The organism is Amycolatopsis keratiniphila (genome assembly GCF_000400635.2).
Taxonomy (GTDB): Bacteria; Actinomycetota; Actinomycetes; order Mycobacteriales; family Pseudonocardiaceae; genus Amycolatopsis; species Amycolatopsis keratiniphila.
Map to the genome: position 1 here is coordinate 6,943,955 of NC_021252.1, position 19,117 is coordinate 6,963,071.

Below are 19,117 nucleotides of genomic sequence, written 5' to 3' on the forward strand. Positions count from 1 at the left end.
ACCCCTTTCAGGCCTGGTTACCGATGATCTTCGAGACCTGCGAGCCGCTGTTGAGCAGTGTGTTCTGGGCGCCGTCCTGACCGGTGCCGAGAATGTTCACCGCGGTCGTCGGGTTGTCGACGAGGGCCTGCTGACCCCAGTTGAGAAGCCTCCGGTGGCTGTCGCCGGTCAGCTCGTTGGTGCTGAACGCCGCCGACTGGACCACGCCCGCCATCCCGCCGGAGGCCAGTTCGGTGATCTGCCTGCCGAGAGAATCGGCCCCCGCCAGCTGTTCGCTCTGACTGGTGTCACCGAAACTGATGCCACCTCGCGCCATCGCGAAATCGATATTGACTTCGGTCATTCTTCGCCCCTCCTTGTTCTGACGTGGAATGCCTGTGTCACCGAAGCTAGTTCCGGAAGCGGTCCCGTCCTGGCGGACGGCACGTTCCTGCCAACGTCCCCTTCCGCGGCCTCCGTAGGCGAACCATCGGGTGGGTGGCGACAGTCGTGGTGAAGAGACCGATGCGCAGGCCTGCTCCGGAAATGCCGGCGGGCGAGCTGCTCCTGCAGGCCCCGCCGGAGATCCCGCCCCCACCGGGCAGGCAGTGGGCTCAGGTGCTCACGGTGCTGCCGATGGTGGCCATGATGGCGGCGATGCTGCTGATGTACTCCGGCAGCATGACCGGCTCGCTGCGCTTCGTCATCTACGGGATGATGGGTGTCGCCATGCTCGGCATGGTCGTCATGGGATTCCTGCAAGGCGGCGGCCCGAGCAAGCGGGAGATGGCCTATGCCCGGCGCAAATACCTGCGCCACCTCGCTCAGCACCGGCTGCGGTTGCGGCGTTCCGTGCGCCGTCAGCGGGAGGCGATGGAATATCTGCATCCGGACCCGGCGTCGCTGTGGTCACTGGTGTCGAGTTACCGGCTTTGGGAACGCCGCAAGGACGACGCCGATTTCGGCGTCGCGCGGATCGGCCGCGGCCCGCAGAACCCGGCCGCCACGCTGATCGCGCCCGACACGAAACCGCTCGAGGAGCTCGAACCGCTGTCCGCGCTGGCGTTACGCCGTTTCCTCACCACCTACTCCACCATCCGCGATCTGCCGATCGCCATCGCGGTCAACGGGTTCAGCCGGGTCTACCTGCGCGGCGACCGGGACGCGGCACTCGGTGTGCTTCGGGCGATGCTGGCGCAGCTGGCCGCTCTGCACTCACCGGACGACCTGAGGGTGGCCGTGTGCACCGGTGAGGAACACCGGGCGGACTGGGATTGGGTCAAGTGGCTGCCGCATGCCCAGCATTCCGAACGCACCGACCTGCTCGGCCCGATGCGATTGGTGGCCGCCACCGTCCCGGCACTGGAATCCATGCTGGAGGAGGAGCTGGTCAAACGGCCGAGGTTCGACCCGGAGTCGGACGGTCGAGTACCCGGCCCGCATCTGGTGGTGGTGATCGACGGTGGTTCGGTGGCCGGCTCGGACCATCTGATGACCGGAGGCGGTGTCGAAGGCGTGACCGTCGTGGACCTGACGACCATGCCGCCGAGGGCGCTGGACCGGACCACGGTGGTGCTGGCCGTGGACGCCGGAGGAGAACTGCTCAGCGAGACCATCGACGGCGAGGCCACCCTCGGCAAGGCGGATCGGCTGGGCCAGGTGGCGGCCGAAGGGCTGGCCCGCCAGCTCGCCCCGCTCCGCCTGACCGCGGGACTGCGCGGCGACACCCCGATGACCTCGGAGCTCGGTCTGGCGGAGCTGCTGGAACTGGGTGACCCGTACCGGTTCGACCCGGACGACACCTGGGAGCCGAGGCCGAACCGGGATCGCCTGCGGCTCAAGGTCGGCATCCAGCCGGACGGATCCCCGATCGAACTCGACCTCAAGGAGTCCGCGCAGGACGGGATGGGCCCGCACGGGCTGCTTATCGGAGCCACCGGTTCCGGGAAGTCGGAGTTGCTGCGCACCCTGGTCCTGGGTCTGGCCATCACCCATCCCCCGAACTCGTTGAACTTCGCGCTGGTCGACTTCAAGGGCGGGGCCACCTTCACCCGGCTGGACGCGCTGCCGCACACCAGCGCGGTGATCACCAACCTCGCCGACGAACTGCATCTGGTCGACCGGATGACCGACGCGATCAACGGCGAGCTGATCCGCCGTCAAGAACTGCTGCGTGCGGCGGGCAACTTCTCCTCTCTGCGCGATTACGAGAAGGCCAGGACGGCGGGCGCACCCCTGCCCGAGGTCCCCACCCTGCTGGTGATCTGCGACGAGTTCTCCGAACTCCTTTCCGCGAAACCCGACTTCATCGACATGTTCGTCCAAATAGGACGGGTAGGCCGTTCGCTGGGGGTTCATCTCCTGCTCGCTTCGCAACGGTTGGAGGAGGGCAGGCTTCGTGGCCTGGAGACCCATCTGTCCTACCGGATCGGCCTGCGGACCTTCTCCGAAATGGAGAGCAGGGCGGTCCTCGGCGTGGCCGACGCGTTCAAGCTGCCGCGGGCTCCGGGGCACGGCTTCCTGAAGGTCGGGACCGAACAGATGGACCGGTTCCGCTCCGCTTACGTCTCCGGGGTGTACCAGCGCGGGAAGGACGGCGGGGCCGCTGTGGCGATGGGTGGGGAACAGCTCGTGCTGAACGAGTACACGACGACCTACGTCGCCGCCGAACTCGCCGCTGACGAGGAAGAACCGGCACCCGCGGAGGATCCGGACACGGCCGTCGGCGAGACCCTGCTGGACATTCTGGTCGATCGGCTGGAGGGCCGCGGCACACCTGCACACCAGGTGTGGCTGCCGCCGCTGGACGCGTCGCCGACGCTCGACGGCCTGCTTCCCGGCCTGATCGCCCATCCCCGGCGCGGGCTGTCCCCCGGCGGGTCCGACGCCGGCCCGAATCTGCGGCCGGTGATCGGGATCGTCGACCGGCCGTACGAGCAACGGCGCGACCCGCTCACCCTTGACCTTTCCGGCGCGGCCGGGCACGTGCTGATCCTCGGCGCGCCACGGACCGGCAAGAGCACCGCGCTGCGCACGCTGATCCTCAGCCTCGCCCTCACCCACACCCCGCGCGAAGCCCAGTTCTATTGCCTGGACTTCGGTGGCGGCACCCTCGCCTCGATCGGCGGCCTGCCCCACGTCGCGGGGGTGTCCGGCAGGCTGGACACCGGCGCGGTGCGGCGCACCATCGCCGAGGTCGCCACCGTGCTGGCCAACAGGGAAAAACTGTTCGCGGAACACCAGATCGACGGCATCGCGACCTATCGCAAGCTCCGGGCGGAGGGCCGCTTCGGCGACCAACCTCACGGCGACGTGTTCCTGGTGGTCGACGGCTGGCAAACCCTGCGGGGGGATTTCGAGGGCCTCGAAGACATGGTCAGCGACATCGCCGCCCGCGGGCTGTCGTACGGCGTACACGTCGTGACGGCCACCGCCCGTTCGTTCGATCTCCGGATGAACGTCCGGGATCTGTTCGGCAGCAGGCTGGAACTGAAGATCGGCGATCCCATCGATTCGATCATCGACCGGCGCGCCGCGATGAGCGTCCCGGCCGACGCACCCGGGCGGGGGGTCTCGATGAGCAAGCATCAGGTTCTCCTTGCCCTGCCGCGAACAGACGGCCGGAACACCACCGAAGACCTCGCGGAGGGAACGGCCGAACTGGTCAGGGCGATCGGCGCAGCGTGGCCGGGGCCACCCGCCCCGTCGGTGCGGCTCCTGCCGGGTTTGCTTCCCTACGAGGAACTTCCAGCCACGGACGAGCTGAGTGGCCCCGATGCCGGTCTCGCAGTCGGCATCCACGAACGCGACCTTTCCCCGATGCGTCTCGACTTCGGCGCCGACCCGCACTTCTTCCTGTTGGCGGACACCGAAAGCGGGAAGACGGCCTTCCTGCGGGCACTGGCCCGCCGGATCGAAAACGCGTACCGGCCCGACCAGGCCCGCATCGTAGTCGTCGACCACCGGCGGGGACTGCTCGGCGAGATCGGTGACGACCACCTTCTCGGCAGTGGCACCAACGACGCGCACAGCCGCGAGCTGCTCGGTGAAGTGGCCGAGGCGATGACCAAACGCCTGCCGGGCAAGGACGTCACGCCCGAACAGCTGCGCGCGCGCAGTTGGTGGGAGGGACCCGAGATCTTCGTACTGGTGGACGACTACGACATGGTCGCCACGCACAAACAGCATCCGCTGATGCCCTTGCTCCCGCTGGTCGCCCAGGGCTCCGACATCGGGCTGCACGTGGTGCTCACGCGCCGCTCGGGTGGTGCCGGAGCCGGGTTGTTCGAGCCGTTCCTGGCTCGCCTCCGCGAAGTCGGCACGCCCGGCCTGATGATGTCGGGCGACCGGGACGAAGGTCCGTTGCTGGGCGGCATGCGCGCGCAGGTACTCCCACCGGGCCGGGGCTGGCTGGTCGATCGCCGTGGCAGCAAGGGACTCGTCCAGCTCGCCTGGCTCGAGCCGCGGGCGTAGACCACTGGCCGGAACCGGCCGCTCACCTCCAGCGGGCAGGCCGAGGTGATGGGCTTGATCGGCAGACCGACGCGAGCACGGAAAAGGGAGGGAACATGAGTGGTGGCAGGGTCGAAGCCTGGATACCGGCACTTCGGACGTTCGCCAACAATTTGCACCAGCAGGTCAACGCCATTCCGGCGCCCACGATCGACCGGGAACCGGGGGCCGGTTGCACGCTCATGCGGGAATGCGAGGCACTGACCGCGGCGGACAAGTTCGTGACCGGCGAGCTCAAAGCCTTCATGACCGCGGCCGCCGAAGGATTCCAGACCTTCGAGGACCTCGCCCGGCGATGCGCGAACGAATACCAGAGCGCGGGTGAAGCGGCCGCGACGGCGATCCAGGGATTGTCCGACAAAGTGAACCAGGGGCCGCAATCGCCTTCAGCCCCGGTGCCGGACATCCCTTTGCTCGGAAACCCCTACGCGCCCAGCCTCTGACCGGGACGAAACAAATGGAAACTTACAAGAGATTTTCCCTTAAGGACCAGCTCGACATCCTTCGCACCGAGATCGCCCACACCTATCCCGCGCTGAAACAGGCGAAAGCGATGTGGGAGTCCGTGCAAACCTGGCTCAACCCCGCGAGCCGTTCCCTGTGGGAGTCGACCAACGCGCTGGAACCGTTCTGGGACGACGAAGCCGGGCGTCGGATGGTGCAATGGCTGCGCGACACCCACACCGGATCGCTGGGCCCCTGGGAACGCGCTGCCGCGGAATCCCATGTCACGGAACACATCGACAAGCTCGCCGGAATGCTCGTCCTGAACGCCTTCGTCTTCGCCTCGGAAGCGACGAAGGCGGCCAACGATCCCGGCTACGAGGAAACGGCCAGGTCGGTCGTCGGCGGGAAACTCGACGAAATGGCCACGCAGTATCTGCGCACGGGGAATGCCATGCTCGCCGCCCGCAGCCGCCCCTGGAACGGGGCACGGGGCGAGGTCGACCCCGGCGTCGACCCCAGTTCGTCTCCGCCGGGCCCGGGCACGCAGAACCCGGCATCCCCCACTTCGCCGTCGAATCCGGCGCCCGGCGAGGAAACGCCGACGACTCCGGAACAACCGCAAAGTCCTGCCGAAGATCCGTTGCAGGATGCGCTGGAGGCGGCGCCGGGAGCACTGGACGCCTTGACCAGCGCGCTCGAATCGTTGCAGCAACTGGCGGGTGGCGGGCAGAGCGTGCCCGATCCGGCGGCGCTGCCGAATCCGACGGGCGCACTGCCCTCGTGGGATCCGTCGTCCACGTCGCCGTCCGGGCTCGGTGACCCTTCGGGAATGCCAAGCCTGGCAGGCGGTGGTGGCGATCTCCCCGGTGGCGGTGCCGGCGGGGCGGGTTCCGGCCTGGGCGCGGGCACTCCCACGGCAACCCCCGTGTCGCCGTCGGGAGCCGGTGCGGTCGGGACGGCACTCCCGCCCACCACGGCGGGGGCGGGCGCGCGGACCGCGTCCGGTGCGGGCGGTTCCGGGGCCATGCCGCCGATGTATCCACCGCAACAGCCGGGCGGAACGCGGGGAAACGGCGGCGGTGTGAATCCAGGGAACGCCGACCGCGCCACCGGCAGGCAGCGTGAGCGGAAGCCCGGTGGCACGCCAGGTGTGTCCCTGATGGGGCGTGCGGGAAAGGGCCGGGCGACGAAGGGGGCGGCGCCGTCCGCCCCGCCCGGTGCACGGCGGGATTGGGACACGGAGAACAACGGCGTCCAGTTGCTCGATGAAGAACTCTGGCAGGTGGACCCGGCTGTGCACAAGAACCAGGAAGAGCCGCGGTTCCACGCGGGACGATGAGGAGGGGCAGATGCCCGCAAGCGAGATCAACGGCAACACGGCGGCGATGAGCGCGTATTCCACCAAGCTCACCGCTCCGGCCCAGCCGTCGTCACTGGCCCGGCCGGGGTCGGCGGACGTCGCCGGGATGTTCGAAGGGATAGCGATGTCCCTGCTGGACAAGGCGGCCACCGCCGAGATGACGGCGTTGCTCGTCAAGATCACCGAAGACATGGCCACCGATTCGGCGACGGTCAAGGCGATCGCCGCCGACTACACCGCCGCGGACGCGGCCAGCGCGCTGACGCTCGCCACGTCGACCTTCAAGCTCGCACAACAGGGTTTGAGCCTGCTGAAGCAGGCGTCGGATTCCATCGGCCAGACACCCGAATCCACTGAGGAAAAGACCGACACGTCCGCGGCCGACGGCTCGCAGACCCAAGCGTGAGGAGCGATCGATGATCCCTTACCAGCTGCTCCCCATCGAGATGCACGATGTGATGGCCCGCGCCGAAGCCAAGAAGGTCCCGGCCCTGCTCGAAGCCGCGACCATGTGGCGGGACGTGCGTGGCTGGATCGACACCACCGCCGCGGAGATCAGCACCCGGGTCGGCGAGCTCACTCCGGAGTGGACGGACGACGCCGGCCGGAAGCACGAAGAGAAGGTCCAGCGGACCCTGGCCGAACTCAAGTTCTGGGGAGACCGGATCGATCTGGCCGACCCCGCCGGGAAACTGACGACGCTCGCCTCCGACGTCTCGGCGACCGCGGCCGCGGTGGCGACGTTTTACGCGGAGTACCGCATCGCCACCCTCACCCCGTTCGGCGCGGCGGCCGCTTTCGCCCTCCAGCAGGCGTCGGGCCTGAAAATGACCGAACTGGGCGGGAATTTCGACGTCTCGATGCTCAGCGTCTGCGCGGCAGCCGGTATCCAGTCACCGGCGGACCTGCTGCCCGCGCAGCAAGCCGTCTCGGCGGAGGGCAACTCACCGGCGGACTTCATCGCCGCCGCCGAAGCCGGGATGACCGCGCTGACCGAACTCCAGAGCCTCGCCGAAACCGCGGGTTCGTTCGCCGAGGGCGGATCGTCAGCCATCGACCTGCCGTCGACCGGGGACTGGACCGGCTCCGGTTCGACCGGCCTTTCGCTGGCAGGCCTCGGCTCCGTGCCGGCGGTGCCCACGGCCGGCGTCGTCCCCCCGATCGGCGGGCTGCCGGGTGGCACCGGGGCTCCGCCCGTGCCGACGGGCCTGCTGGGCGGAATCGGTGTGGCAGCCGGGGCCGGCGGCCTTCCCGTCTCCGCGAAGCCGGTCGCCGGCAAACGGGCCCCCAGCCTGGCGTCGGAGGTCCAGCCGGGCATGGCGAGTCCCACCGGAGCGAAGTCCGCGAGCGCGGGGATACCCCCGATGACGCCACCACACGGCGGCGGACAGGCCACCGCGGGCACGCTGCGGCCCGGCTCGGGCGATCAGCCGACCGGACGCAACGGAGCGGCGCGAAGGGAGTCGTCCGGCCGCAGCGACGGTGTTCCGGCGAAGCTGCGCGGCCGGGCCGCCAGCGGTAATCCGGACGGCGGGTTCACCCTGGTGCGCGGTCGCCGGTCGGATGAGTCGGATACGGGCTCGGTGCAGTTGCTCGACGAAGATCTGTGGCGGCGCTAAGCCGCTGTACGTGAAGGCCCCCTTCACTGCGCTAGACGCAGTGAAGGGGGCCTTCACGTACTTGAGGGGATCAGCCGCCCAGGGTTTGGCGCCGCGCGGCGGCGGGGTCGAGGCTCGGTCCTTCGGGCAGCCGCGCCACCAGACCGGCGGGCAGCCGTACCGGACGCGCCGACGGATAGCCCAGCATCTTCAGTACCTCGGGCGAAGCCAGCGGATAGCGGCGTCCCATATCGGTCACGACGGTCAGCGTTCCGACGGCCGCGGAAGGGGAGGGCATCGCTTCGACGACGATCGCGCTGCCGGGAGGCACGTGGACGCGGTCCGCGAGCGGGGTCCCGGAGGCGGTCCGGCGGGCGGTGGTCGACATCGGGTCCGCGGGCGGCATCGCCGGATCGACGGTCAGGGCGGGGGCCGCGGAACCGTCGCCGAAGGTCGCGCACACGGTGGTGTCCTGGTCGCGCAGGCGCGCGATGGCCGGGCGTGTGGCGGGTGCGGCGCCGGCGTCGGCCTGGACGGGGTCCAGTTGCCGGGACATGGTCGCCAGCGATGGCGGCAACGGCACGGTTTTCGGTTCACCGCCGGGATAGGCGGCGAGCATCTGGGCGCTCGCGCGCTGGACGTCGTACTGCAGTTCGCTGATCGGCCGCAGGGCGTCCCGTTCGGCCAGATAGTGCTGCTGTCCCCCGCCGGAGGTCTGCACCATCAGCAGCATCCCGTTCCGGATGTCGGCCCGGCCCGGCACCGCGGTCGACACCTCGCCCGCCGCGGCCACCGGCAGCGGGCCGATCGGCGTGCCTTCGGGGAGCACGTCGAGCCACGCCCGGCCGACCCGCGCCCACGGCTCGGCGGTCAGCGCGAGCCCGGTGCCGACGGCGCCGTAGTCGGTGATGCGGTGCCGATGCCCCCGCCACACGACGAACCGGTCGCCGGTCGACGTCGATTCCACCAGCAGCGCCTGGTCCCCCAGTTCCGCGCCGCCCGACGGCGAGGCGCCCGCCAGCAGCACCGATTCCTCGATCCGGCTGCCCGCCAGATCGCTCGCGGGCGCCGAGCACAGCGACCACGAGCCAGTGAGGAGTTTTTCGGGGCCGGGCAAGCCGTCCGGCGCGTCGGCGATCCCGATCCGGGGCCCTCGCGGGACTCCGGCGAGTGATTCGCGCGAAACCCGTTCCGTGGTGCCGTGTTCGCCGAGCAGCAGCAGCGCGGACGCGTAGTTCGCGACGGGATGCAGCCGTTCGTCCAGGTAGACGTACCGGGTCCCGCTCTCCTTCTCCACGATGACGGCGGCGTTCTTGCGCCAGGCGTTGTTCCCGCCGGGCACGATCATCCCGTAGACCCCGACGCACGCCAGCGCCACGATCGCCAGTGCGACACCGGCGAAAGCGGCACCGGAGGGACGGCGGAACGGCGGCTGTTCCGGGTCTGTCTCCCTCGTCACGAGCGCGGAGATGGCGCGCTGCACCAGGAATTGGTACGCCTGCAGCTGATCCCGTTTGGACGCCATGGTTTCAGCCCCCCAGTCCGCGCACGTAGCCGTACAGGCCGAGCACCGAACACGCCACCGGGACGACGGCGATCGTCACCAGGATCTCGAAGTACTCGGCGATCCGGCCGAGATACGGGTTGGCGGCGCGGGTGCTCAGCACGACACCGGAGGCGATCACGCCCGCCGCCACCGCCAAGGAAAGCGGTCCGGCGAGGACGAGCAGCAGCGAGCGGTCCGCCATGAGCGGGCCCGCCAGCAGGCATCCGGCACCGAAGATCCCGGCCACCAGGATCGGCGTCCGTTGCCGCAGGATCGGGTACAACCGTGCTCGCACCAGGAATCCCGCCGCCAGCAGGGCGACGAGGATGACCGCGGCCTCGCTGTCACTGCGGATCAGCTGCAGCTGGCAGTACATGGCGACGATCGCCGCCCCGCCCAGCATGCCGGTGAGCAGCGCGTCCGCTCTGGCGACGGCGGCGTGCACGAGTTCGAGCGGTGGCTGGGGATCGTCGCGGACCAGATCCGCGGTCGACCGCGGCAGCACCGGCATCGGCACCCGGCCGAGCCGCAGCGACAGCGGCGCGAATGTCGTCGAGAGCACGAGCACCCCGCCGCCGATCACCGCCGCCGACCGGTAGCCCGCCAGGTCGTCGAAGGTGGCCAGCCAGCCGCCGAACACCCCGAGCAGGCCGACGGTGGCGGCCCCGGCGAACAGGGCGGGCGCGGCCGTCACCCCCAGGTGACCGACGACGGCCGCGAGCAGCAGGGACGCGCTCGCCAGCAACAGGTGACCTGCGGACAGCTCACCGATCGGGTCGTCGCCCGCCAGCAGCAACCCACCGCCGGCGAAGGCGAACGGGAGCGCGACGGCGGCGAGCACCGCCCCGGCCCCGGCGTCACGCAGCGCCCGCGCGAGCAGGACACCCGCCGCCAGCAGCAACGCCGAGACCGCCAGCGCCCAGGCCGCCGGCGCCGTCCACGGCGGGCCGGCGCGCAGCACCGCGAGCAGACCGAAGGACATCGCCACCGCGCCGACGGCCAGCCCGGCCTGCCGCGTGTGCCGCGGTCCCCAGGCCTTGCCGGTGCGGCCGGAGCCGGTGGCGATGGCGTCCACGAGGTCGTCGTACTCGGGCTCCGGCCATTCGGCGCGGCGCGGCGTCAGATGGAGGATCTCCCCGTCCCGGACCCGGTGCGCACCCAGCGTCCGGTCCAGATCGAAGGCCGTCCCGTCGGCGCGGCGCAACTGCCAGCCGCCGCCGGCGACCCCGTCGTCCGCCATTCCCTCACCCGCCCGCGCGAGCAGGCCGGGGAGGATTTCGGCGACGGACGCGTGTTCCGGCAGCGCCATGTCGATGCGCCGGTGCGGAGTGGTGATGGTGACCCTGACGAGGCCGGCAGTCTGCATGGGAAAAGGGTCGGCCAGCGACGGGTCCGCCGGGCACCGGCGGCAGGAACCTGCCGCCGCGAAAGTACTCCGGAACCGGACTTCTTGCGCGACAATGGGGTCATGAGCATCGAGACAGGGCTGCTCGCCCAGGGCCCCATCGCGACCGTGTACGCGGGCAAGGATCCCGCCACGGGCAACGACTTCGCGATCAAGATGTTCCCCGGCACCTTCGACCGCGAGACCTCCGCGTGGCTCGAACGAGAGCGCAAGGCGCTGGCGACAGTACGTTCGACGCGTTCGGTTTTGCAGATCGCCGACGTCGTGACCCTGCCCGACGGCCGGTCCGGAATCCGCCGCGAACTGTGCCCGGGTTCACTCGCCGGTGTCCTGGATTCCGGTGCCCGGCTGGGGGTTCCCGACGTGCTCGCCCTCGGCGCCGCGATCGCGTCGGCACTCGCCGCAGCACACGGCGCGGACGTCCTGCACGGCGGTGTGAGCCCGCACAACGTGTTGTACCGGGCGTCCGGCGAGTTCGTGCTCGCCGACTTCGGGGTGGCTCTGCGGCGGCGGTTCCCGCGCGATCCGATGTACGCGGTCGAGTACACCGCCCCGGAAACCCTGCGCGACGACACGCTTTCGCCTGCGTCCGACCTTTATGGACTCGGCGCGGTGCTGTACGTCGCGTTGACCGGGGCGCCCCCGTTTCCCCGTCACACCGGACAACAGCCGGGCGAACGCATCCTCCAGGTGCTGCGGGAGCCGGTCGCGCCGATCCAGGATCCGGCCGTCCCGGGTGAACTCGCCGCCACCATTCTGCGGTTGCTGGCCAAGGAACCGGCCGACCGGCCGCAGGACGTCGCGTCGCTGGCACGGCTGTTCACGAAGCTGAGCCGTCCCGGCGGCGAGGTCGTCACCGGCGATTCCCCGGATCTGCCAAGCGAAGAAGAAGAGACCGAAGTCGAATTCGACGACTTCGCCGAGGTCCACCGGCCCGCCGCCCAGGTCCACGCGGCCCCGTCGCCGGTCCAGGTGGTGCAGGCGTCGCCGAGGGGCGGCCGCACCCTGATCCGCGAGTTCAGCGGACCGCTCAAAACCGAACGTGCGCTTCCGTGGAAGCCCGTCGCGCTGGCGGGCGCCGGGGTGCTGGCCGCCGGGCTCGCCGTGCTGCCGCTGATCCTCGGCCCGGCGGAGATCGGCGGTCAGGCCGTCCCGGTGGCGGCCGCGATCCCTTCGCCCGCATCGGCTTCCGCGCCGGCGCCGGACGTCAAGCTGGCGCTCGCGCCGCCGCAGGACCAGAGCGATCACGTGCAGCTGACCTGGACCGCGGAAGGCGAGCTGGACTTCGTCGTGATCATGGCGGGCGAGCGGCTCGAGACGAAACAGCTCGTCGCCCACCGTCAGCGCAGCCTGGACGTCCCCGTCGACCCGGCGCGCCGGTACTGCTTCCAGCTCAGGGCGACCGACGGACGGCACATCTACACCACCGAGCCGGTCGCGATCCGCGGCGCCCGCTGCAACCCGTGATCGATTTGCGCGGGGGTCGTGAGTGAAATTGGTCGTTCTAACGCTCTTTATCACACACGACCCCCCCGCCTATGGCCTGCTTCGGTCCGTGAAGGGCCGGGAGGTGTGTCGCGAAAGTGGCTTTCGCGACATGATCGCCAAGGCGGTACGGGCCCGGCCAGGGCCGGGGTGGCGAAAGCCACTTTCGCAACCTTCAACGTTGCGAAAGTGGCTTTCGCAACACCGGTCAAGGCCGGCACCCAGCAAGAGTGTCGTCCGTCCAGACACGTATATCGTCCCACGGGGGACACCCGTTGGTACCTAAGGCACTCCAACCTTCACCCCTCGCGAGAGGCCCTGCCGCGGATCGGCACCAGGGTCCGCGGCTCGAGTGCCGCCAGCACCCGAGCCGCGAACGGTCTGGTGGCGAGCCCCCGCCGCACCTCGCCGACCTCCTGCCACGCCCGCCGGACCGAACCGTCCCCCACCGGGACCCCGGACCACAGCGTCACGTCCAGCACCTTGGCCAGCCGGGCGACCGGTTCGCGGATCCCTTCTCCGGCCAGCGATCCGGCGGATTCGGCGAGATCGCGCGGGGTCATCCCGATCCGGAACGGCACGCCGTGCGCGCGCAACCGGTCGCGGATCTCGTCCCACGCGCCGAGCACCCCCTCGGCACCGGACCGGCGACGCCGCCGCCGCGCGCGGACGACCTTGGCCGCCGGCACTCCGACGAGCCACAGGAGTCCGAAAAGGACGATCGCGCCGGCGAGTGACGGCCACCACCAGCTCATCCCCGCTTCGGCGCTCTGGTCCTCGCCGGATTCCTCGGGCGTGCCCGGCGGGAGCTGGGGCGGTCGCAGTTGCTGTTCGGCGGGCAACTGGGCCCTCGCGCGGGCGACCGCCTTGCCGGGACCCGCCTGGCCCCGCTCCGCCTTGCCCGCCGCGGCGGTCGGGTCGAGGGCCACCCAGCCCGCCCCGGCGACCGCGACTTCGGGCCACGCCAGGACATCGCGGTTGCGGACGACGTGCATCCCGCCGTCGGTCTCGGCCGAACCCCGGAACCCGACGACGAGCCGGGCCGGGATGCCGCTCATCCGCGCCAGGACGACGTACGCGGCCGCGAACTGCTCGCTCGTCCCCCGCTTGCTCTCCAGCAGGAAGTGCCTCAGCTGCGGCCAGCCGTGCCCGGTCGGCAGCTCCTCCGTCCCCGTCGCGACCTGATAATTGGTACTGAGGAAGCGTTCCAGCTGCAAGGCGGACTGGAACGTCGGGCGCAGACCGCGCACGGCGTCCTTCGCCACGTTCTCCACGTCGGGCGGCACCGTGCCGAGCCCGCCGAGCGGCGCCCGCGGGTCGATCTCGCCGGCACCGAGGTCGACCTCGGGTGACGACCAGCTGAGCCGGTAGTTCCGTTCCCCGCCCGCCGACGGCGATTCCGCCATCAGGGTGCCCGCGGCCTCGTCCACCAGCGGCGTCAAACCGTCCACATCGGTCAGATCCTGATGGCTCGGCAGCCACGGTCCCGAAAGCCCGCGCACCTTCAGTTCCGCGCTGCCACTCACGCCGGGCGGGCCGTCGAGGCCCGCGCCGAGCCGCCGGAGCTTGGAGTCGGACAGCCAGTTCGCCCCGTCGAAACCGTTCAGCACGATCAGGCGCCACTGATCGACCGGGGTGTCACCGCGGTAGCGGAACACCTCCTCGCCCGGCCGGATGAGCCGCTGCGCGATCTCGTCCAGCGGGTTGCCGACCCTGCTCCTCGGCGGCGGCGCGGCTTGGGTGTCCTTGAGCGTCAACGGATCGCGGCCGGCCGGGTCGAGTCCGGCGAGTGCGACGGCCCCGGCGACGAGGGCGACCACAGTGGACAGAGCGGGCCAGATCGCCGAGCCGGTCACCCGCCAGGAGAACCGGGGGCCACCGGGCGCCCGGCTCACCGACCGGACGCGACGGCCCGACCACAGCAGGAGCCCGGCGGGCAGTGCGTAGGCCAGCGCCGCCGCGACCGCGAAAATTCCCGTCAACGCCTGATACGCCTGGGCGAGCCCGGCGACGGCCAGGCTCGGTACGAGCGCCACGAGCGGCTTCTTGAGACGCAGCAACAGTTCCAATCCGAGCACGACCGCGAGCAGGACCGACAGCGGCACGAACAGCAGCTGTTCCGGGATCGGCCGCGCGGGCCAGGTGGACTGCAGCGTGAGCCGCCAGCCTTCGGTGAGGCCGCGCGCCAGGCCCTGCAGCGAAGCGCCGGTCGGCAGGAAGGCGAGCGTGGTCGAGGTCAGCACCGTCTCGATCAGCCCGAGCAGGCCGAGCAGCGCGACGAGCAACGGCCGGAACGGGGTCAGCTTCGGGAATTTCGCGGTCAGTTCGGCGCAGCCGTAGGCGACGAGAACGACCACGAGCACCGGGACGAGCAGCTCCGCCCAGCCGAACACGGGCGCGAAGAGCAGCCCGGCGATCGCGGTCGCGGCGAGCAGCGCGGCGACCGCGATCCGGTCGAATCGGTCGCTCATGACTTACCCACCAAGGAATTCCACTGCGCCGCGGCACCGGCGGCGTCGACCGCGACGATCAGGCCGCGGGAACCCGCCGACGGCCGGAGATCACCGAGCCGGACCACGGTGTCGGGCCGCCAGCGGGCGGCGTGACCGAGATCGGCGTCGGGGCCGGTGATCAGCACCAGCACCCCGCCGGGGCGTTCGGCGGCGGCCAATACCGAGGGCAGCAGCGGCACGTCGTCCGCCGCGTCCTGGGCCACGAGCGCGAGTTCGTCGAGCAGCGTCCTCGCCGCGCGCACCCCGCTGTCGGTCAGCGTGTCCGCGCCGGCGGAGGTGATGAAACGGCAGTGCTGCCCCGCCGACGCCGACGCGTAGAACAGGGAGGCCGCCACCTCGACGGCTTCTTCGAAAACGGCCGGGCTCATCGACGCGGGCCGCGTGTCGAGCACGGCGGTGAACCGGGGCTGGGCGGGGTCGGCGTATTCGCGCACCATGAGCCGTCCGGTCCGGGCGGACGCCTTCCAGTGCAGATGCCGGACCTCGTCGCCGACCACGTATTCCCGCACCGCGCGCAGATCCGCCGAACCGCGCAGCGGCGGGTCGGTGATCGGTCCCTCGTGGTGGTGACGCGGATGACCGGCCTGCGCCGCGCGTACCGCGTGCCGTCGCGGATGCACCCACAACCACGCGGAGTCCCCGACGGTCTGGTCGCCGCGCGCGAGGTCGAACAGATCGGGGCGGTGCGCGACGAGCGGGCCGACCCGGAGTTTCCCGCGTGTCGTCGTCGGAAGCTCGTAGTGGTACGTCGCTTCCGCGCCCGGCGCGAGCGGGCGGACCCGCAGGCTGTGCGTCTCCCCGCCGATGCCGTCGGCCGCGGCGAAACCGCCGTGCCGCCGCGCATCGGTGTTGCGCACGACGAGCGAGGCCAGCGCGGGCTTCCCGCGTTCGACCCGATCCGGCTGGACGGTGCGGCCGATCTCCACCTTCGGCCGGAACCGGGTGGTGGCCAGTGCGATCAGCACCGCGCCCGCCGCGATCCCCGCGAAGGCACGGAAAAACGTGTACCCGGCCAGCTCCCCGAGGGCGTAGAACCCGGCGGCGAAGGCCAGCACGATGACGCCGCGGCGGGTGAGCCGCACGCCTACCTCCCCATCGCGGCCATGGGAGCGGCCGTCGCGCCCAGGAGTTCGTCGACGATGTCCGCGGTCCGCCGCTGGTTGAGTTCGGCGTCGGGGGTCAGCACGAGCCGGTGGTCGAGCACCGGATGCGCGACGTCCTTGACGTCGTCCGGCGTGACGAAGTCGCGGCCGAAGGTGGCGGCGAGTCCTTGCGCCGCCCGGATCAGCGCGATGCTGCCGCGCGGGCTCGCGCCGTAGCGGACGTCGGGATGCGATCGGCTCGCCGCGGCCAGCCGGACCGCGTAGTTGACGATCTCCGGTGCCAGATGGGACTTCCGGACCTCGTCGATGACCGACTGGACGTCGGCGATGCCCAGCACCGGCTTCAGTTCGTCCGGCGTCACCCCGGCGCAGTCCCCCATCACCACCCGCATCTCGGATTCCAAATCCGGATAGCCGACCGAAATACGCATGAGGAACCGGTCGAGCTGCGCTTCGGGCAGCCGGTAGGTGCCCTCCAGCTCGATCGGGTTCTGCGTGGCCACCACGAGGAACGGCCTCGGCACCGCCTGGCCGACCGAATCGACGGTGACCCGGCGTTCGGCCATCACCTCCAGCAGCGCGGCCTGGGTCTTGGGCGTACCCCGGTTGATCTCGTCCGCCAGCACCACGTTGGCGAAGATGCCGCCGGGGTGGAACTGGAAGCGTTCGTTGTTCTGGTGGTAGACCATCACGCCGGTGATGTCGCCGGGCAGCAGGTCGGGGGTGAACTGGATGCGGCTCCACCGGCCGCCGATGCTGGCGGCGACGCAGCGCGCGATCGTCGTCTTCCCGACGCCGGGCACGTCCTCCATCAGCAGGTGCCCCTCGGCGAACAGCGCCGCCACGGTGAGCCGGACGACCTCCGGTTTCCCGCGCACCACCGATTGCACGTTCTCGGCGATCTGCTCGAAGGCGACCCTGGGTGTGAGCGTCACAGAAGTTCCTTTTCCTTTCGTCGGCGCAGGCCTACCAACGCCAGCGGGCCGAGCCAGACGAGCGCGCCGCCGTTCACCGTGGGCACACCTCGCCAGGTGTCCGTGGCGGTACCCGCGGAGGTCTTGATGGTCGCGGTGATCGTGATGGAACCGAACCAGGCGACGTTGGAGATGATCAGGGTCGTTGCCCCGGAACAGGCCGTCGGCTTGGTCTCGCTGAAGAACTCGGCCGTGCAGGTCGCGGAGACACCTTTTCCGTTGGCGTTCACGGAAACGTACAGCGCGTTGTCCTTGCTCCGCACCTGGGTGATCGTGATCGTCGGCGGTCCCGAGGCCACCGGCACGGTGACCTTCCGGCTGCCCGCGGCACCGTTGATCGCCGCTCCCGAGCCGAACTTCGTCACCGCGCGGACCGTGACGGTCGCGGTGCCGGTGACCCCGGTGAACTCCGCGGACGTGGCCGAAACCGTGCGCTGGCCCTTGCCCGTCACGCTCACCAGGTAGTGCACGAGCGTGCCGCCGCGAAGGTCGGGCTGGGTCCAGCTCACCGAAACCTTGCCGGCCGCGGTGGCGTTCGCGGTGACGGCCGGCGCCCCGGCCGGCCGGTTCGCGGGTCCCGGGATGACCGCCTTGGCGCTGGCGCCGACCCCGAGGCCCGCCGAGTTCTCCGCGACCACGGTGACCACGTACGGGGTTCCGTTGGTCAGCCCGGAAATCGTGGTGCCCCGGGACGATCCGCTCACCCTGGTCGAACCGCCGTTCCAGGTCACCCGGTAGCCGGTGATCCGCGCGCCGTTGTCCGCCGCCGGGCTCCACGAGACCTTGATCGAGCCGTCCCCCGAACTCGCGCTCACCTTCCTCGGCGCGCCGGGCGGGGTCGCCTTCGCCACCGGCGGGGGCGCCGGCTGGGTGTTCGGCGACGCCTGCTGTCGCTGGTCCTGCTGAGGCGGGGGCTGGTCGCCGGAGGGTTCCGGATCGGCCGACGGCGCGCCCGCGGTCTGGGTGTTGGCCGCCTTGTCGACGTCGACGTCGACCACCGTGCCGTCGTCACCGTTGACGACCAGCACATGCGAGCCGTCGGAGCTGTCGACGTAGATGCGGTTGTCCTCGCCCTTGGCCAGCCTCGGTGGCGTGCCCTGGCCCGGCACCTTCGCGGTGGACTTGAGCTTGCCCGCGGCGTCGTAGGTCAGCACCTCGCCGCGGGTCTCGTCGACCATGGCGACGACGTTCGAGGAGGAGAGCGGGCCGTTGAACCGGCTGCCCTTGGTCAGCTCGACCGAAATCGGCTTCGCGGAAGGGCGGTCCTGGTCGAGGCCGCTGATGTCGATGAGGTGGAGCTGGTTGCGCTCGGGGTCGGCGATGGCCAGCCGGTCGCCGACGGCGCTGTTCGCGACCTGTGCCGACGGCGAAAGCTTGATGCCGAGCGGAAGGCCGTCGCCCAGCCCGTCCGGGCCGACGCGGTGGAGGCTGTCACCGGTGGTGTCGAGCACCACCGGCCGGTCGCCGACGAGCGTGAGCCCGCCGCCGTGCCCCGGCGGAAGCTGCGCGGGGCAGGTCATGACGGCGGCGCCCTTGGGCAGATCGCAGATCGCGCCGCTGTCGACGCGGTGCGCCCACACCGTTCCGTCGGCGGTCGCGACCGGCCGGGACAGTGGCCCCCCTGCGGGCACTGTCGCGGCCGGGTCCCCGAGCCGCACGATCTGCCCGGCGTTGCGGTAGACCAGGTACGGGCCACCCGCGATCTCCATCACGAACGGCGTTTCCGGCGCGGGCGGCGGCATGGACTCCGCCACGCTCAACGTGGCCTTGTCGAACTCGGTGACGCGGTTCCGCTCGACCACGTAACCGGAACCGTCGCCCTGCGCGACCTGGCTGCCGTTCGCGCCCGGCACGTCCGCGCGCGCGTCGACGCGGTTCGTCGAGCCGTCGACGTGGAACGCGGCCTGGGCGGCGTCGTTGTAGACCCAGTGGCCGACCTGGACGAACTCCAGCCGTTCCGGGGTCGCCGCCTGTCCGGTCACGGCCAGCCCGATGAGCGCCAGGCAGCCGGCGACCACCAGCGCCACGGCCATTCTCGTCCTGGCGACCACGCTGAACCGCTTCGTGCCGCGCTCGTCGGTGTTCACGCGATCAAGCTAGAGAGCGACCATGAAATTTCGATGAAACAGCCTGTCTCGCGCTCGCGGGCGCCGTGTCATCGAAACCTCATGTTCGCCGGGGACGCTGAGGCGACC

Annotated in this window: 13 protein-coding genes; 6 read left to right on the forward strand and 7 right to left on the reverse strand. The window is 70.7% G+C overall.

Annotated features, from left to right (window positions below):
- Positions 1-7 precede the first annotated feature (7 nt).
- Positions 8-343, reverse strand: coding sequence for a hypothetical protein (locus AORI_RS71835; protein ID WP_016336465.1), 336 nt, complete (start codon positions 341-343; stop codon positions 8-10).
- Between the two features lie 134 nt (positions 344-477).
- On the opposite strand from AORI_RS71835, the gene eccCa reads away from it, so the two are divergent.
- From eccCa to AORI_RS71865, 5 genes are all read left to right on the forward strand, one after another.
- Positions 478-4,452 carry a type VII secretion protein EccCa gene (eccCa, locus tag AORI_RS71840; protein WP_043848314.1) on the forward strand — a complete coding sequence of 1,325 codons (3,975 nt, stop codon included), beginning with the start codon at positions 478-480 and terminating at the stop codon, positions 4,450-4,452.
- A 95-nt stretch (positions 4,453-4,547) separates the two neighbouring features.
- Positions 4,548-4,934, forward strand: a complete 387-nt coding sequence (locus AORI_RS71845) for a hypothetical protein (RefSeq protein ID WP_016336467.1) — start codon at positions 4,548-4,550, stop codon at positions 4,932-4,934.
- A 14-nt stretch (positions 4,935-4,948) separates the two neighbouring features.
- Positions 4,949-6,277, forward strand: a complete 1,329-nt coding sequence (locus tag AORI_RS82545) for a hypothetical protein (RefSeq protein WP_016336468.1) — start codon at positions 4,949-4,951, stop codon at positions 6,275-6,277.
- Positions 6,278-6,287: 10 nt separating this feature from the next.
- Positions 6,288-6,704 carry a hypothetical protein gene (locus AORI_RS71860; RefSeq protein ID WP_016336469.1) on the forward strand — a complete coding sequence of 139 codons (417 nt, stop codon included), beginning with the start codon at positions 6,288-6,290 and terminating at the stop codon, positions 6,702-6,704.
- 10 nt (positions 6,705-6,714) lie between these two features.
- Positions 6,715-7,917 (forward strand): hypothetical protein, encoded by a 1,203-nt coding sequence (locus AORI_RS71865; protein WP_016336470.1) that lies wholly within the window; start codon positions 6,715-6,717, stop codon positions 7,915-7,917.
- Positions 7,918-7,987: 70 nt separating this feature from the next.
- On the opposite strand, the gene eccB is transcribed toward AORI_RS71865, so the two are convergent.
- Positions 7,988-9,421: a type VII secretion protein EccB gene (gene eccB / locus AORI_RS71870; RefSeq protein WP_016336471.1), complete on the reverse strand. Its 1,434-nt coding sequence runs from the start codon at positions 9,419-9,421 to the stop codon at positions 7,988-7,990.
- Between the two features lie 4 nt (positions 9,422-9,425).
- Entirely contained in the window at positions 9,426-10,808 is a 1,383-nt protein-coding gene (gene eccD, locus AORI_RS71875) for a type VII secretion integral membrane protein EccD (RefSeq protein ID WP_016336472.1), read from the reverse strand.
- A 102-nt stretch (positions 10,809-10,910) separates the two neighbouring features.
- On the opposite strand from eccD, the gene AORI_RS71880 reads away from it, so the two are divergent.
- On the forward strand, positions 10,911-12,314 hold the full coding sequence (locus AORI_RS71880) for a serine/threonine protein kinase (RefSeq protein WP_016336473.1): 1,404 nt from the start codon (positions 10,911-10,913) through the stop codon (positions 12,312-12,314).
- Positions 12,315-12,631: 317 nt separating this feature from the next.
- On the opposite strand, the gene AORI_RS71885 is transcribed toward AORI_RS71880, so the two are convergent.
- From AORI_RS71885 to AORI_RS71900, 4 genes are read right to left on the reverse strand one after another with little or no spacing between them, the layout of a single operon-like run.
- Positions 12,632-14,803 carry a transglutaminase TgpA family protein gene (locus AORI_RS71885; RefSeq protein WP_016336474.1) on the reverse strand — a complete coding sequence of 724 codons (2,172 nt, stop codon included), beginning with the start codon at positions 14,801-14,803 and terminating at the stop codon, positions 12,632-12,634.
- On the reverse strand, positions 14,800-15,927 hold the full coding sequence (locus AORI_RS71890) for a DUF58 domain-containing protein (protein WP_016336475.1): 1,128 nt from the start codon (positions 15,925-15,927) through the stop codon (positions 14,800-14,802). Before AORI_RS71890 ends, AORI_RS71885 begins: the two co-directional genes overlap by 4 nt.
- 2 nt (positions 15,928-15,929) lie before the next feature.
- Positions 15,930-16,883: an AAA family ATPase gene (locus tag AORI_RS71895; protein WP_016336476.1), complete on the reverse strand. Its 954-nt coding sequence runs from the start codon at positions 16,881-16,883 to the stop codon at positions 15,930-15,932.
- On the reverse strand, positions 16,880-19,009 hold the full coding sequence (locus tag AORI_RS71900; RefSeq protein WP_016336477.1) for a fibronectin type III domain-containing protein: 2,130 nt from the start codon (positions 19,007-19,009) through the stop codon (positions 16,880-16,882). Before AORI_RS71900 ends, AORI_RS71895 begins: the two co-directional genes overlap by 4 nt.
- Positions 19,010-19,117 lie beyond the last annotated feature (108 nt).

What these genes read in the sequence shown, in the direction of transcription:
- AORI_RS71885 (WP_016336474.1), bottom strand. Translation starts at nt 14,803, where the DNA reads ATGAGCGACCGATTCGACCGGATCGCGGTCGCCGCGCTGCTCGCCGCG.
- AORI_RS71845 (WP_016336467.1), top strand. Translation starts at nt 4,548, where the DNA reads ATGAGTGGTGGCAGGGTCGAAGCCTGGATACCGGCACTTCGGACGTTC.
- eccB (WP_016336471.1), bottom strand. Translation starts at nt 9,421, where the DNA reads ATGGCGTCCAAACGGGATCAGCTGCAGGCGTACCAATTCCTGGTGCAG.
- AORI_RS71880 (WP_016336473.1), top strand. Translation starts at nt 10,911, where the DNA reads ATGAGCATCGAGACAGGGCTGCTCGCCCAGGGCCCCATCGCGACCGTG.
- eccD (WP_016336472.1), bottom strand. Translation starts at nt 10,808, where the DNA reads ATGCAGACTGCCGGCCTCGTCAGGGTCACCATCACCACTCCGCACCGG.
- AORI_RS71860 (WP_016336469.1), top strand. Translation starts at nt 6,288, where the DNA reads ATGCCCGCAAGCGAGATCAACGGCAACACGGCGGCGATGAGCGCGTAT.
- AORI_RS82545 (WP_016336468.1), top strand. Translation starts at nt 4,949, where the DNA reads ATGGAAACTTACAAGAGATTTTCCCTTAAGGACCAGCTCGACATCCTT.
- AORI_RS71835 (WP_016336465.1), bottom strand. Translation starts at nt 343, where the DNA reads ATGACCGAAGTCAATATCGATTTCGCGATGGCGCGAGGTGGCATCAGT.
- AORI_RS71865 (WP_016336470.1), top strand. Translation starts at nt 6,715, where the DNA reads ATGATCCCTTACCAGCTGCTCCCCATCGAGATGCACGATGTGATGGCC.